Source organism: Funiculus sociatus GB2-C1 (assembly GCF_039962115.1).
GTDB lineage: Bacteria > Cyanobacteriota > Cyanobacteriia > Cyanobacteriales > FACHB-T130 > Funiculus > Funiculus sociatus.
This window is the reverse complement of sequence record NZ_JAMPKJ010000004.1, coordinates 21,221-35,272: the sequence shown is the minus strand read 5'-3', so window position 1 is coordinate 35,272 and position 14,052 is coordinate 21,221. Positions and strand designations below refer to the sequence as shown.

At 46.3% G+C, this 14,052-nt stretch carries 15 protein-coding genes and 1 riboswitch; of the genes, 6 read left to right on the top strand and 9 right to left on the bottom strand.

Annotated features, from left to right (window positions below):
* Window positions 1–127: 127 nt before the first annotated feature.
* Window positions 128–1,549, bottom strand: coding sequence for a DUF697 domain-containing protein (locus NDI42_RS03290; protein WP_190451458.1), 1,422 nt, complete (start codon window positions 1,547–1,549; stop codon window positions 128–130).
* 264 nt (window positions 1,550–1,813) lie between these two features.
* On the opposite strand from NDI42_RS03290, the gene NDI42_RS03285 reads away from it, so the two are divergent.
* A complete protein-coding gene (locus tag NDI42_RS03285; protein WP_190451314.1) occupies window positions 1,814–2,077 on the top strand; it encodes a DUF3146 family protein in 264 nt (87 codons plus the stop codon).
* Between the two features lie 55 nt (window positions 2,078–2,132).
* Here the strand turns inward: NDI42_RS03285 and NDI42_RS03280 are convergent, their stop codons facing one another.
* The 3 genes from NDI42_RS03280 to ntcA form a co-directional block, all read right to left on the bottom strand.
* Window positions 2,133–2,540, bottom strand: coding sequence for a pre-16S rRNA-processing nuclease YqgF (locus NDI42_RS03280; RefSeq protein ID WP_190451312.1), 408 nt, complete (start codon window positions 2,538–2,540; stop codon window positions 2,133–2,135).
* Between the two features lie 40 nt (window positions 2,541–2,580).
* Window positions 2,581–4,191: a DUF3084 family protein gene (locus NDI42_RS03275; protein WP_190451310.1), complete on the bottom strand. Its 1,611-nt coding sequence runs from the start codon at window positions 4,189–4,191 to the stop codon at window positions 2,581–2,583.
* Window positions 4,192–4,299: 108 nt separating this feature from the next.
* A complete protein-coding gene (ntcA, locus tag NDI42_RS03270) occupies window positions 4,300–4,971 on the bottom strand; it encodes a global nitrogen regulator NtcA (protein WP_190418575.1) in 672 nt (223 codons plus the stop codon).
* A 339-nt stretch (window positions 4,972–5,310) separates the two neighbouring features.
* Between ntcA and fabI the strand changes: the two genes are divergently transcribed.
* Window positions 5,311–6,087, top strand: a complete 777-nt coding sequence (fabI, locus tag NDI42_RS03265) for an enoyl-ACP reductase FabI (protein ID WP_190418578.1) — start codon at window positions 5,311–5,313, stop codon at window positions 6,085–6,087.
* A 102-nt stretch (window positions 6,088–6,189) separates the two neighbouring features.
* The gene (gene hisB / locus NDI42_RS03260) at window positions 6,190–6,831 is read left to right on the top strand and encodes an imidazoleglycerol-phosphate dehydratase HisB (protein ID WP_190451309.1); all 642 of its coding nucleotides are present in this window, start codon (window positions 6,190–6,192) and stop codon (window positions 6,829–6,831) included.
* Window positions 6,832–6,918: 87 nt separating this feature from the next.
* On the opposite strand, the gene NDI42_RS03255 is transcribed toward hisB, so the two are convergent.
* The 3 genes from NDI42_RS03255 to NDI42_RS28875 all read right to left on the bottom strand — a co-directional run bounded on the left by NDI42_RS03255 (window position 6,919) and on the right by NDI42_RS28875 (window position 9,083).
* The gene (locus tag NDI42_RS03255) at window positions 6,919–8,028 is read right to left on the bottom strand and encodes a WG repeat-containing protein (RefSeq protein ID WP_190451306.1); all 1,110 of its coding nucleotides are present in this window, start codon (window positions 8,026–8,028) and stop codon (window positions 6,919–6,921) included.
* A 195-nt stretch (window positions 8,029–8,223) separates the two neighbouring features.
* Window positions 8,224–8,637: a hypothetical protein gene (locus NDI42_RS03250; protein WP_190444122.1), complete on the bottom strand. Its 414-nt coding sequence runs from the start codon at window positions 8,635–8,637 to the stop codon at window positions 8,224–8,226.
* 305 nt (window positions 8,638–8,942) lie between these two features.
* Window positions 8,943–9,083 (bottom strand): hypothetical protein, encoded by a 141-nt coding sequence (locus NDI42_RS28875; RefSeq protein ID WP_199310950.1) that lies wholly within the window; start codon window positions 9,081–9,083, stop codon window positions 8,943–8,945.
* 183 nt (window positions 9,084–9,266) lie between these two features.
* Window positions 9,267–9,350, top strand: a riboswitch (Fluoride riboswitch).
* Between the two features lie 125 nt (window positions 9,351–9,475).
* On the opposite strand from NDI42_RS28875, the gene NDI42_RS03240 reads away from it, so the two are divergent.
* The 3 genes from NDI42_RS03240 to mgtE all read left to right on the top strand — a co-directional run bounded on the left by NDI42_RS03240 (window position 9,476) and on the right by mgtE (window position 11,856).
* Window positions 9,476–9,598, top strand: a complete 123-nt coding sequence (locus NDI42_RS03240) for a hypothetical protein (RefSeq protein ID WP_277876792.1) — start codon at window positions 9,476–9,478, stop codon at window positions 9,596–9,598.
* Between the two features lie 209 nt (window positions 9,599–9,807).
* Window positions 9,808–10,266, top strand: a complete 459-nt coding sequence (crcB, locus tag NDI42_RS03235; protein WP_190451456.1) for a fluoride efflux transporter CrcB — start codon at window positions 9,808–9,810, stop codon at window positions 10,264–10,266.
* A gap of 198 nt (window positions 10,267–10,464) precedes the next feature.
* Window positions 10,465–11,856 (top strand): magnesium transporter, encoded by a 1,392-nt coding sequence (gene mgtE, locus NDI42_RS03230; protein ID WP_190451304.1) that lies wholly within the window; start codon window positions 10,465–10,467, stop codon window positions 11,854–11,856.
* Between the two features lie 215 nt (window positions 11,857–12,071).
* On the opposite strand, the gene NDI42_RS03225 is transcribed toward mgtE, so the two are convergent.
* Window positions 12,072–12,326 carry a hypothetical protein gene (locus NDI42_RS03225; protein ID WP_190451302.1) on the bottom strand — a complete coding sequence of 85 codons (255 nt, stop codon included), beginning with the start codon at window positions 12,324–12,326 and terminating at the stop codon, window positions 12,072–12,074.
* 289 nt (window positions 12,327–12,615) lie between these two features.
* A complete protein-coding gene (locus NDI42_RS03220; RefSeq protein WP_190451300.1) occupies window positions 12,616–13,791 on the bottom strand; it encodes a M20 family metallopeptidase in 1,176 nt (391 codons plus the stop codon).
* Window positions 13,792–14,052 lie beyond the last annotated feature (261 nt).

The window sequence follows — 14,052 nt, the reverse complement described above, 5'->3', positions numbered from 1 at the left end:
ACTGTCAAAGCGTTTAATTATAAGTATATTTGAGCGAAGCGGAGCTATCGATCAGTTGCTTTGATCGATGGATTAAAAGTTGAATTAGATGAGCTTTAAATAATAAAAGAAAGACAAGCGATCGCGTTCAACTAAATAACTTGGCGCTCAACTCATGCTTAATCCGATTCAAAATTGAAGTTTCATCCAGGGAAGTGAGAATGCGAGTCACAACGGCTTTCGGGCCATCTGGCCCCCAGGAAGCACCATTGAGGAGGTAAGTTTTAGTAACTTGTCCGATGCCATAACAAGAGACACCAGCGACACCAGCTTGAGTTAACGCCACTGAGAGATAGGGAGCTAAAGATGCGCCTCCGGTCATAGGTGCAGAGATACCCAACAAACTTTTGAGTGAACTGAGTCCGAGGTTGGCCAGCAATTCGCTGGCACTAATCCCGCCCATAGTCAGGGCAATTTTTTGCAGCAATCCCACAGCACCAGTTTGAGTCATGGGAATACCGTAGAGTTTGGATAGAGTGAGAATCATTGCCACATCAATGATTGCACCAGAGAGGAGGTCAACTACCGTTAGTGGGTTGAGAGCGATCGCTATTGCCTTCGCCATCACCGATTTCCAGATAATCTGATTGGCACAATCATCTCGAATTTGCATCTTACGCTGCACCAGCTGCTCATTCACATCATCGGCATACAACATAGTATTAAGAGCTACCAGCGATTTACCTTCCCGGTGCAAAATTTCGAGGATTTTCAGCTTCAAATCCATAACTTGTGGCGTTCCCGGCTGTCGCTGCACGGTTCTAGTTCCGTCAGGACGGCGCACAGCTTGCGCCACCAGAGGCGACGCCGCCACCATGACAATTTCATCCGGTGATAGCAATTCTCGCACCCGCTCATCCCGAATTTTGTGGTAAATTGCTATCCGGTCGGCATCCGGATACTGGTCAATTTTGTTAAAAACCAGCAACATCGGTTTACCAACTTCCCGCAGTTGCGACAGCGCCTCAAATTCCACCTTAGTCATGTCGCCGGAAATGATAAATAGCAGCAAATCTGCCTGTCGGGCAACTTGTCGCGCTAAGGTTTCGCGGGTTTCTCCGTCTACTTCGTCAATCCCCGGAGTGTCAATCAGCTGAATCTGGGAATTGCCCAGACTTGGCAGCGTAACTCGCAAAACTTCGGCATTACTTTGTGCTTCAGGCTCATTTTCCAGTTGCCAGCTAGCATCTTGATGGGTGCGGGTGACACCATGAAGCGGCCCGGTTTCAAACACGTTCTTACCCAATAAAGCATTGAGTACGGAAGATTTGCCCCTTCCCACCATGCCAAAGGCGGCAATTTGGACGAGTGACCGATCTAACTTGTCCAGCATCGTTGCCAAGTCCTCAATTTCGGACTCCAGTCCTGCCCGTTCTTGGGGAGTAAGATCCAAATTGCCTACCAAGTCTCGCAGGGCGTTTTGCGCCTTTTTGTAGTTCAGTTCTGCCTGGATATCATCAAAGCTGAAAATGGCGCTGTCTAATTCTTGATCCAAAGCGCTGTAGTTCAATTGTGGTGAAGGTGACTGGTTGGAATTTGGGGTTGCGTCAGATGTTGAACGAGTCAAAATTGCACCTACTGTCTTGCCTGGAGTTACTCTTCTTTCATCCTAGTCACTGCCCGTCGAGTCTGGCACTTTCCATGTCTAGGGGCGTATTTGCTTTTGAGTTTTGGCAAATGCAAGTCAGCTGTGAGAATGATGTTATCTACACGTGCGTAGCCATAAGTTTAGTATTGTTGCTGAAATTTTGGCATTTGAATCAGCTGAGCGATTGTGAGTTCTAAACGTTTACCTCAAACCACTGCCTACGTCCGAATTACCCAATTGTCCTGGCAACAGGGCTTTCTGAAAGGGGAAGTTACAGCGGCGGAGTATGAGTGGCAGTTCCATTGGTGTTTCCGACAAGGGGAGTTGTCGGTCTCACCTTCTTTGGGACGCGCCTTGATTCTGGAACCCTTGGGGCGGTTTTTAGAGCAGAAGGATTATCAGTTGGAGCCTGGGGGAGACTATGCCTTTACTATCAGGGCAGAACTTTAGTCAGTTGTCCGTTGTCCGTTGATGATTACCAATTCCCCATTCCCAGCCGTAGTGCTTAGTTGTTAGTTGTTTGTGTCTTTAGGTATCTTTCGATGAGGAGGATGGCGACAATATCATCAATTGGTCGGGGTGGTTCGCGCAATCCTTTGGGGATGAGGCTAGAAAGACCTTTTGGGGGATACATTTCCCAGTAGCGATCGCGTGCTTCTAGAGTGCTGTAGCGCTCATCTACCATGACTATCGGCAACGATGCGGGTAATTCTGTCTGAAGTTTCTTTTTCCAGGTTTTGGCTGTAGTTTGATCGCCCATTACCAGAGTAGCGATCGCGAATTGTTCGCACAAGTTTTTAATGATTGCGATCGCTTCTGGTGCTGGCACCACCTGATGATAATGCAGTGTCAGGTCAAGTCCCATCACGGCTACACCACACTTATCGCGCCCCGGATCGAAACCTAAAATCATTTTAATTGGGAATTGGGGATTGGGGATTGGGAATTGGGGATTACATACTAAAAACTACCTCTCCATTCCGCACGACTACTAAATTCAGTTTCAGCGGCCCTACGAGGTATGTATCTTCTGCCACTACCGCCTTGATATCGATAGGCTGCTTGAACTTTTTCAGCTTTTCAATAAAGCGAATCAGGCTGGTAATTCGACCGTCGCCTACCTGAATTGTATCGTTCAAAATTCCAGCTCGATTGGCCCGGAACTGAGATGCTCCCAGGAGCAAATCGATCCGTTGCCGGATTTGTTGGTCATTCATAGTTGAAGGGTCGGCAGATGTTGCTGCGATGATATCACCATCACTAAACACGATTTTATTCACTGTCGCGTCTGCAAAGACTTGTACGTCCTTTTCCCCTTGGACGTAGTTGCCAGCTGAGAAAATTCGCACCAGGTAGGGACGACCATCTTTAATTTGGTTAAGCAATTGGTCTACCTGCGCTTGGGTAATTTGCACTACGCGCTCATTCACCATCTTGTTGTTATTGTTGTTACCAGGTCGCGTAGCTTTCATTGCTGTGCGATTTGCTTCTCGTAAAAGCTGATCTATAACCTGACGCGCGGCGGCGGGATCGACAATGCGGAAGACACCAAAAGCCAGAACTTGACCGCGTTGGAGAGCGACGTTACCTTGACGCAACGCTTGATAGGATTGGTAATACTGTTCCAGGTCTGCTACTTCCTGCTCTAGGGCAGCTTGTTGTTTCTCTATTTCCTTGAGGCGAGTTTCGCGCTGGGTAATTACTTGGTCTCGTGCGGAAATTTCCTCATCAAGTTGGGCGAGGGCTGTGTCTCGCTTGGCGATTTCTTTATCGCGTTGGGCAATGCTGTTTCTCAGGTTGGAAATTTTTTGATCAAGTTCCGCCAAGGCTTGGTCGCGACTACCAATTTCTCGGTCGCGTTCTGTGATCGCTTGGTCAAGCTTGGCGATTTCGCGATCGCGTTGAGTAACTTGGCCCTTGAGTTGGGTAATTTGAGCCTTTACGCGATCGCGCTCCTTGATTAGTTCCTGACGTTCCCCTTGGAGTTGTTGAATTTCAGAACGTAGATTTACCGCTTGCCCAGAAACATTTTCCAGCTGTTGCTGGGTTTTCTCAAAGCTAGCCGCAACGCTTTTAAGTTCGCGCTCTGTCTTGCTCAGTTGTGCCTCTGTCTGGGCTTGTCTGGCTAGTGATGCCGCCAGAGACTTATTAATGGCATCCAGACGCTTCTGGGCGGCTTGCTGCTCGGTGCGGGCTAGTGAGAGTTCGTTTTCAGTTTGTTGTTTCTGGGCTGCAACTTTGGAGAGTTCACTTTCAGTTTGTTGTTTCTGGGCTACAGTTTGCTCAAGTTCCCGACGAGCGGTTCTGAGTTTTCGCTGAATTTCATCAACTTGAAACACGCCTGTGCGTAACGGCTTGCTGGTGGCAAATAGGATCGTCAGGGTTGAGGCGGAAATCATCAAACCTGTAAGAATTGTAACTAAGACCGCAGTTTTCTTGGGACGCAGATTGAAAAGACTCAGCCGCGCTTTTCCCACGCGAGTGCCAATGCGATCGCCCAAGGTGGCGATCGCACCACCCAATACCAAAATCGATAAAATTAAGACCAGCGCACTGGTGGTCATTTTCCAGCTTTAGCTATCACCTCTCAAGCTTAAGCATAAAGGCTTTTTTATGATAGACGCTGGTACTTCAACTATTGATTAACAAAAGCTGACAGTGCAAAAGATGTTTTAGGTGAACTGCTGGCTCAAAGCTACCGGGTTATGAACGGTAATTTTTTTCTTATTGATAGAAATCATTTTCTCGGAGCGTAAATCTCCCAGTAACCGGGTGACTGTCACTCTTGTGGAACCAATTGCTTCTGCGATCGCTTGGTGAGAAAGTTTCAGATCAACTGTAATTCCATTGGGGCCTGGAACGCCAAAATCGCGACAGAGAATCAACAAAAAACTCACCAATCGCGATCCCATATCCCGGTGCGCCAAAGTCTCAATCATCATCTCTGTTTGCAAGATCCGCGATGAAAGCCCTCGCAGCATCAACATCGACAATTCTGGATTATCCTTGAGCGCTTGCTCCACCTGTTCAATTGGTGCTGAAAGCAACTCCACAGGCGTAAATGCTACTGCGTGATAAAATCTGTCTGACCGATTCCCGGTAATCAACGACAGTACGCCAAAGACGCTGTTTTCTCGCAGCAGCGCTACTGTAATTTCTTCCCCAGCTTCGTACACGCGAGACAGCTTCACAGCTCCTTTGAGCAAAAAATATACCCGTTCAGCCGGGTCTCCGGGGAAAAAGATAGTTTTGCCCCGATCAAAGGTTTCCACCACTGGCGGAAACGCCCCACCTCCGATTTGACGGAACACAGCTGCTAACGGTCTATCTTGCGTCACTACCACTTCCTTTATCCTTATTGCTGCCCTAGAAACTCTTCTGGGAATTACAACCGACTGTGAGAAATTTCTGACTTTAGACACTGATAAACTGACTCTTAGGCAGTTTTTTGTGCTGCTTGATACATAATTTTAAAGTTGTTTTATCCTCCAAGTTTTTCCAATTGCCTCAACCCCACGGCGCAAATCAGACTGTTAAGGAAAATGTCTATATCTTGACAATACCTGTTTGATAAGCTGGGATGCAGTTTGAGTCATGTTGGGTAAGCTTCGATCCCGACGCAAGCTATCTTAATTACCGCCCTAAATCGGATATTCTCTAATATTGCCTTCAAAATTGACATCATGCTAGATTTATCAGGAAAAAATGCCCTAGTTACTGGCATTGCCAACAACCGCTCAATCGCTTGGGGTATTGCCCAGCAGTTACACAAAGCTGGTGCAAATTTGGGAGTCACTTATCTACCAGACGACCGAGGACGCTTTGAGAAGAAAGTCGCCGAATTGGTAGAACCTCTCAACCCCAGCTTGTTTTTACCTTGCGATGTTCAGAATGATGACCAAATTCGTTCTACATTTGATGCCATCCGCGATAAGTGGGGCAGGCTAGATATTTTAATCCATTGTCTTGCTTTTGCCAACAAGGACGATTTATCAGGTGATTTTAGCAACACCACCCGCGCTGGCTTCACTCAAGCTTTGGAAATTAGCACCTACTCGTTAGTTCAACTGGCTGGGGCGGCGAAACCGCTGATGACAGAAGGCGGCAGTATTGTCACCCTAACTTATTTGGGCGGCGTTAAGGTGATCCCCAATTACAATGTCATGGGCATTGCTAAGTCTGGCTTGGAAATGAGCGTGCGTTATCTAGCCTCGGAGATGGGGCCTGCTAATATTCGCGTGAATGCAATCTCAGCTGGGCCGATCCGCACTTTAGCATCATCGGCGGTGGGTGGCATTCTGGATATGATCCATCATGTTGAGGAAGTAGCACCACTGCGGCGAACTGTGACTCAGACAGAAGTGGGAAATGCTGCTAGTTTCTTGTGCAGCGACTTGGCAAGTGGGATTACGGGTCAGGTGCTGTATGTAGATGCTGGGTACGAGATTATGGGAATGTGATGTAGGGATTGGGGACTGGGGAAAGAATCTAACTTACCCCATTCCCTAGCTCGATAGCATAGAATAATAAACTTACTTGTTTCTTGTTAGTGAGCATCTGCTATGCAGACAAGCGATCGCGTTTCCACCACTCCGCACCTTGAACAATTTTTATCACCTCGCACGGCTACGGTTGCACGTAAGACCGGCGAAACTGATGTCTTGGTGACAGTAAACTTAGACGGGAATGGGACTTGCAACGCCAATACGGGCATTCCCTTTTTGGATCATATGCTACATCAAATTGCCTCTCACGGGCTGATTGATTTGGATGTAGCCGCGAAAGGGGATTTAGAAATTGATGACCACCACACCAACGAAGATGTGGGGATTACGTTGGGGATGGCGTTCGGGAAAGCACTAAGCGATCGCAAGGGAATTGTTCGCTTTGGTAATTTCCTCGCCCCCTTAGATGAAGCTTTGGTGCAGGTGGTGTTAGACTTTTCTGGTCGTCCTCACCTCAGCTATGGCTTACAAATTCCCACCCAGCGAGTCGGGACTTATGACACTCAACTGGTGCGAGAATTTTTTGTAGCGGTGGTGAATCATAGTCAGATGACGCTGCACATCCGACAGTTGGATGGGATTAATTCGCACCACATTATCGAAGCGACCTTTAAGGCGTTTGCGCGTAGTCTTCGTATGGCTATGGAAATCGATCCCCGTCGTGCTGGTACGATTCCCAGTTCCAAAGGGGTTTTGTAGGTTTTCAGGGGATAGTTCAGTTCGAGAGGATTAACTTAGGTTGCGATCGCTAAGCAACAGCGAACTTTCTCCTGCATCTACTGGGTATTACTTGAGGGGATTGGCAATATAGCCATACTTGTTGCCAATTTTTACTTTCGCTAACCCTTCAGAAAAAGGCAAAGCGCTATCAAATTGCGGCTGGATGACAAACTTTCCAGTTTTATCAACATAGCCCCACTTGCTGCCCCTTTTTACAGATACCAGCCCTTCAGAAAAGTCATAAGTGTTATTAAATTGCGGTGCAATCACGATGTTTCCCGCCTTGTCGATATAGCCAATCTGATCTGCGATCGCTATCCCCGCTAGTCCTGTGTAAATGCTACCAGCCCAATGAAATTGGGGCGCAATCACGAAGTCTCCCGTCTTATCGATATAGCCCCATTTTTTGTCAATTGATATCGCCGCTAACCCTTCGGAAAAAGGTTTAGCTTCATCAAATTCTGCTGGAATTACGACCTTCCCTTGCTGATCAATATAGCCCCACTTTTCGCCAATTTTAAAAAGTGCTAGTTTTTCGGAAAAAGATTCAGCCGAATCAAATTTCAGTGGGATTACGAACTTGCCACTCTTGTTGATATAGCCGTACTTGCTGCCTATTTCTACCGCCGCCAGTCCTTGGGAAAATGACTTAGCTTCATCAAATTGCGGTGGAATTACGACCTTCCCCGTCTTGTCGATATAGCCATACTTACCGCCTGTCTTTACTGCTGCCAGTCCTTGGGAAAACAACTTAGCTTCATCAAATTGCGGCTGGATTACGAAGTTGCCACCTTTGTCAATGTATCCCCATTTTCTGCCCATTCTTGCTGCTGCAAGCCCTTGCGAAAATGACTCAGCCAGGTCATATTGCGGTTGGATTACGAAGTTGCCACTTTTATCAATATATCCCCATTTGCCGTTTATTTTTACCGCTCCCAGCCCTTGTGAAAATTCATTGGCTGCATCAAATTTTAGCGATATGGCTATTGGTGAATTAATTATCCGTTCTATAGTTGCTCCAGACTCGTTCTGACCGATACGATAACCTAAAATAGATTCACAGCCAGAAATTTGAGTTACCGCTAATCCCAACACAAAGAGGAGAGTAGGCTGAAGCAATTTGTTTTTATAATTGCGAATTGGCTGGTAGCGAAAAGCAAAAGTGATAACGACCATCGGGCTTTAAAGGTACGCCAAATTATTCACCTCAATTTTCACATACTCCGTAGATGCGATCGCACGTAAGTTATAAATTTTAGCTCAAAAGCATATTGGCGGGTAAGAAAAATCCGCACATCAAAAACCAGTTTTCTAGAGAGAAAACTGGTTTTTCAGCATAAAATCTGGGCGCACGTAATGCGCCTAGATTTTTTATAATTTGTCAGAAGGTGTGCGAGGAGCAGTCAGCACATCCCAAGCTGCTTTGGCGGCTTCGGCTAAGCGATCGCCCAACGTTGACACTTCCTTAACAATAGATTCCCAGTTCTTTTCTGTATCCATCTGGATGAGTTTAAACGAGTAAGCAATTCTGTCTGGATCAAACAGCTTATCGTGTTCAATTTTCTCCCGTGCTTGACGCACCGCAGTTAGATAAGTATCGCGGGTGAACTCAGTAGCATTTTTGGTTTCTACCTGCGCCCGTTTTTTAATCGCATCAATTAGTGCCTTTGTTTCATTCTTGACCTCATCGGATTCATGAGGCATATTCTCATTTACGAGGTCTTCCGTTTCTTGACTAATTGATACGATGGCGGTTTCTGTAGTATTTGGTGTTTCGGTATTCATGGATATTTCTCCTTTGATACTTTTAACTTTTGGTTGAGAATAAGAACGAATATCGTGCTTCATTCTTTATCCTCCCTTTAGCATCAAACACCTAACAAAGGGCATTTCTTGCTCCAGCTTAAGCAACGCTTGAATTCTTGCATCTGTCGAAGGGTGGGTGGAAAACAAATTACCCAAGAACTCGCCAGAAAAGGCATTGACAATTAAGAGGGGTTTAAACGGCGCTTACCATTCTGTACAGACTAGGCGCTTGACTAGCAGTAATTGGTTGGGCATTATAAGCTGCTAAGGGAATCTGGTTTGAGTCATACCAACCTCCCAGAGTGGTCACACCAACTAAACCAACCCCCATCAATGCACGTCCAGCCACCAATTAGCCAGTAGCTGACCGTAATTAAGAGGGTGCTTAAGAGAGTCAATAAGGCAACGGTCTGGATTTGATTCATCCGCTTGCCTCCTTTGAAGGCACTTGCTCAGATCAATCTCTATCTAAGCAATAACATTGTTGTAGTATGTTTGGCTTCAGTCTATCGGTGTAATCGCAGAGGCTTTGTTAGGAAAAGGCGACAACGAAGGTACGGGTTAACCAAGCTGACCGGAAAGGATGCTATCTTTAGACTTAACAATTTTTTTTCTAAGGCGATGGGGTTCGCCAAAACCGCCTTCTGGTCATTGAGTTTTTTGACTAGAAAGCTGATGACCCATACTTCCCTGGTTTGCTGTGGGAAAGTATGGCTATGTAGCTAATTAGCGACTCCTGACTCCTAGCCAACCAATATCTACAACAAATTGGTTTAGGAGTTGCGTAGTGTTATAAAGTGCAATTTGGATTTTCTGGATGGGCTTTTTTGTCGGTCAAATTGCCCGTCGGTTAGGTGCAGTGCTGTTGAAAGTAGTTTTAGTAGTCATCATTAGCTACTCTGCCGCTCGTTTAATTTTATTATCAATTTATTACCGCTAGTGGCTTAGTTCTAGAAGAAATTGTTCGAGTCGCACCAGAGATATGAGGTTACAGGAATTGTTATGGAAAACGAGGGAATCAGCCTTGGGAACAGGTATTATATCGGTTAATTTCGGGGTGATAGCACCAAAATGAACCATTAAAACACTTCTAAGTTCTCTTAAAAATAGGCAATTTTATAGATGGGTTTGAAAAATTTAATTAATCAAATGCAACAGTTGACTGTAGCACCTAACTGGGTGCTAGAGGTACTGCAACAGCCAACTGTTCGCAATCCAATGGCAGTTAGTTTGGGAGCGATCGCGGGTGCATTGAGCCGTTATTACTTGAGTCTTTGGTTGGCTGGGACTATGGGAGGAGGTTTTCCCTATGCCACTATGTTTATCAACCTCACGGGCTGTTTGGCGATGGGTTTCTTCTTCACTCTGGCTATAGAGATACCCAGCATTCCGCCAGAAGTCCGCTTATTGGTAGCAGTGGGATTTTTAGGTTCGTACACTACCTTCTCAACTTATGAGTTAGACACTTTCTTACTGTTACGGAATGCCCACAGTAACAACTTCGCCCTTGGCAATCTTTCAGTTGCTGCTTTTTACTGGGCAGGTAGTGCTATCCTGGGCATAATCAGCATTCAGCTAGGCACCATTCTGTCCCGGTGGGGCAAATAAAGCAGCTACTTGCTGACCGCTCAAAAATTTTTGTGCGATCGCTCAGCAGGCTTACTGGTAAAATTTTCCTTGGTCATGCAACGTCTGCTTTATTCCCATATTGCTATGGGAGACACAGAAACTCACATAACCTCTTGTTGCCTAACGTCATAGACTAAATGCAGCAACCAACTTAGGACTGTAGAAAGAGGGTCTATCTTGACTGACAGCAATATTCCCCTCCAGACGATCTCACGTAGTGAACTCCGACAGCTCGTCCGAATGCAGCTTCAAGCGCTACTTGAAGCTGGCGACCTTCAAGCCGCAAAAGCAATACTCGTCCCGGTGCAGCCTGCGGACATTGCTGAAGCCATTGAAGGGTTGCCGGAAGCGATGCAAGCTATAGCTTTCCGGCTACTTTCCAAAGATGAGGCTATCGAAGTTTATGAATATCTCGACTCCAGCATCCAGCAGACGCTAATCGATGAATTAAAGCGGCAGGATGTTCTCGATATTGTCGATAGGATGTCGCCGGATGACCGGGCGCGGCTATTTGACGAATTGCCAGCTACAGTTGTGCGTCGTCTGTTGGAACAACTTAGCCCCACCGAACGCCAAGCCACAGCCCAGCTTTTGGGGTATACGGCTGGAACTGCTGGGCGGTTGATGACACCAGAATATATTTCTTTGAAAGAAAGTTTTACCGTCGCGCAAACGCTGGATAGGATTCGCAATTTAGCGAATGTCACTGAAACGATTTATTACCTTTATGTCACGGATGCGGCGCGACGGCTGACGGGAATTTTATCATTGCGCGATTTGGTGACTACCCAGCCAACTCAAACGGTTGGGGAAATTATGACCCGCGATGTGATTTTCGTTCATACAGATACTGACCAGGAAGAAGTGGCGCGGTTGATTGGGCGCTATGACTTTCTGGCGGTGCCTGTGGTAGACAAGGAACAGCGTTTGGTGGGTATTGTCACTGTTGATGACGTAATTGATATTTTGGAGCAGGAAACGACGGAGGATATCTACAAGCTGGGTGGTGTACAGTCGGGGGGCGACAATTATTTCCAGACGGATTTATTGACAGTGGCTCGCAAGCGCGTTGTCTGGCTGTTTGTGTTACTGGTGACGAATACTGTCACGGGTACAATTATCAAGTCAGAAGAAGACCTTCTGCAAAAAGTGGTGGCGCTGGCGGCGTTTATTCCGTTGCTGACTGGTACTGGAGGCAATGTGGGGGCGCAGTCTTCAACTGTGGTGATTAGGGGAATGAATACAGACGAGATTCGCTCTATGGGGCCGCTACAGGTGATTGGGCGAGAAGCGATCGCAGGCGCAATGCTGGGAGTGATGTTAGGGTCTTTAGCAACGGTATGGGCTTACTGGCTGCTGCAAGGGAATTTGGCAGTGGCGATCGCTGTGGGGATCAGCTTAGTAGCTATCTCTATTTTAGCGTCTGTTGCTGGTTCCGGTCTGCCGTTCGTCTTTCGTCGCGTTGGTTTAGACCCGGCTTTGATGTCAGCGCCGTTTATCACTACTGCTGTTGATGTCTTAGGCGTACTAATTTACTTTAATTTGGCACGGCTAATTTTGCGATTTTAAGTATACGAGTCAGAATGTAGCCTACCAAAAAGTTTATTTTAAGTCGGAGGGGGAAAGCGATCGCGCACCAAGGATCATATAGCAGTCCTTGCAGGAGTTATGAAATATTTTTTCGTTCGGATCTCGCCTGCGACAGGTTAGAAAATCCTGTCCTACATACAAATGAAAAAAGGCAAAACGTGAACAATTATTTTTGCCTTTTTACTTTTTGCTTTTTAAAGTTGTGTTGGAGTATCAGGAGCAACTATTTCTCCTTCCATATTGATTAACGCATCTTGATCGGTAATTAAGTCGCTTAACTCATTAAAAGTGACACCCATATCCTCACAAGCTTGTTTTAGTTCTTGCTTAAAGGTGCGTAGATTGCCGCCATATCCACATAGTTCGGCAGCAGTTTCAGCTCCCTGCTTTGCATTTGCTCTAGCACAATCAACTAGCTCTAAACCTTTAAGTGGTGTGGGTGATGCCATGATAGTTTTTATTTTTAAGTTAATTACACAATAGTTAAATATTCCCAGATGCTAATCCTTCTGGAGTTAGAAAATTAAGATGTTTTGGTAGCAATAACAAATGAAAATATTTTTTCTACTTATGAGAACGCCCAGCCCCGTATCACCTGTGCTATGCACTCAAGAGTATAGCAATTCAAGGGTTGAGTGCGATACATCTGTAGGGACATGGCAATGCGATGTCCCTATCAACGTAGACCGGATCTTAGAACCGCGATATATTCCATCCAACTGAGAAAAGATATATTTTCTAGTTTTGCCAGTATTGGCAGATAGCATAAGCTAGGGTGACAACACCAGTCACGATTGCAGATTCATTTACCTCAAACTGGGGATGGTGCAGTGGGTAGTTTTTCTTGTCTGCGTATCCAACTCCGAGACGGAACATGGTACCAGGAACGTGTTGCAGATACATAGAAAAGTCTTCAGCGCCGAGGGAGGGTTCGAGTAAAATTTGGACGCGATCGCATCCCCAAGCTTCTTTCGCCGCCGACTCCACCAACTGCGTCAGGGTTGAGTCGTTTTGCACCGAAGGTACTCCCCGATGATAATTAACTTGATAGCCAGCACCGTAGGTTTTGCAGATATTGGCGACAATTTCCTCTATCCATTGAGGTAAATTGGCGTGAGTTTCTGGATGAAGCGATCGCACTGTTCCCACTAATCGCACATAATCTGCAATCACATTCGGCGCACGTCCGCCCTCAATTTTACCGACCGTCAGCACCACCGGGCGCAACGGGTTTTGCGTGCGACTAATTGCTTGTTGCAAAGTTGTGATTACCTGCGCCGCAATCCAAATTGCATCAATTGCCTCATGGGGACGCGCCCCGTGTCCCGACTCTCCGGTAATAATAATTTCCAGGTCATCGGCTGCTGCCGTCAAAGCACCGTAGCGAATCCCGATCGAGCCGGCTGGAATAGATGGAAAGACGTGTAGGCTCATAATAGCGCTCACCTTATCCATCGCGCCATCTGCAACCATCCACGCCGCACCTTGGGCAATTTCCTCGGCTGGCTGAAACAAGAAACGCAGATTCCCAGGAAAAACTTCTCCCAGTTGGGATAACACCATCGCCGTACCTAAGCCTACTGTAGTATGGACATCGTGACCGCAGGCGTGCATAATTCCCGGCAGGCGCGAGGCATAATCTAAACCAGTGCGTTCTACAATTGGCAAGGCATCCATATCAGTGCGAACTGCCAGCAGGCGATCATCGATATTTTGTCCTTTTAATTCGCCAATTACGCCAGTTCTACCGATTGATTCTTGCACGTGCAGCCCGCAGGATGACAATACGCCAGCAACGTAGGCAGCAGTTTGGTATTCCTGTCCGCTTAGTTCCGGGTGCGAGTGAATGTGTCGCCGGATTTCGATGAGGCGAGGCGCTAGTTTTTCGGTTATCTCTTTGATACGGTTTAGCATAAAGTTATGTTAACTCGCACTACAGGCATAGTTCATCCCTTTTCCAATTTTTCCGGGATGTTACATGCAACATCCCATAAAATTAGCTGTAACCATGAGGGTTTTTTACACCAACCCGGTTTTTAAGGAAACTTGGTTTCTTTCTAGATATTCAGTTTATTTACGCTTACTTAAGCAGTGCAGATAAATCAAACGAAAAACCAAGTTATTTTTAACTTTATTTTAACTGTAATAACCCTGATTTTATGCCAACTTAGTTGT

What these genes read in the sequence shown, in the direction of transcription:
- NDI42_RS28875 (WP_199310950.1), bottom strand. Translation starts at nt 9,083, where the DNA reads ATGAATCAAATCCAGACCGTTGCCTTATTGACTCTCTTAAGCACCCTC.
- NDI42_RS03275 (WP_190451310.1), bottom strand. Translation starts at nt 4,191, where the DNA reads ATGACCACCAGTGCGCTGGTCTTAATTTTATCGATTTTGGTATTGGGT.
- NDI42_RS03280 (WP_190451312.1), bottom strand. Translation starts at nt 2,540, where the DNA reads ATGATTTTAGGTTTCGATCCGGGGCGCGATAAGTGTGGTGTAGCCGTG.
- NDI42_RS03220 (WP_190451300.1), bottom strand. Translation starts at nt 13,791, where the DNA reads ATGCTAAACCGTATCAAAGAGATAACCGAAAAACTAGCGCCTCGCCTC.
- NDI42_RS03225 (WP_190451302.1), bottom strand. Translation starts at nt 12,326, where the DNA reads ATGGCATCACCCACACCACTTAAAGGTTTAGAGCTAGTTGATTGTGCT.
- fabI (WP_190418578.1), top strand. Translation starts at nt 5,311, where the DNA reads ATGCTAGATTTATCAGGAAAAAATGCCCTAGTTACTGGCATTGCCAAC.
- crcB (WP_190451456.1), top strand. Translation starts at nt 9,808, where the DNA reads ATGCAACAGTTGACTGTAGCACCTAACTGGGTGCTAGAGGTACTGCAA.
- NDI42_RS03240 (WP_277876792.1), top strand. Translation starts at nt 9,476, where the DNA reads ATGGGCTTTTTTGTCGGTCAAATTGCCCGTCGGTTAGGTGCAGTGCTG.
- NDI42_RS03255 (WP_190451306.1), bottom strand. Translation starts at nt 8,028, where the DNA reads ATGGTCGTTATCACTTTTGCTTTTCGCTACCAGCCAATTCGCAATTAT.
- hisB (WP_190451309.1), top strand. Translation starts at nt 6,190, where the DNA reads ATGCAGACAAGCGATCGCGTTTCCACCACTCCGCACCTTGAACAATTT.
- NDI42_RS03250 (WP_190444122.1), bottom strand. Translation starts at nt 8,637, where the DNA reads ATGAATACCGAAACACCAAATACTACAGAAACCGCCATCGTATCAATT.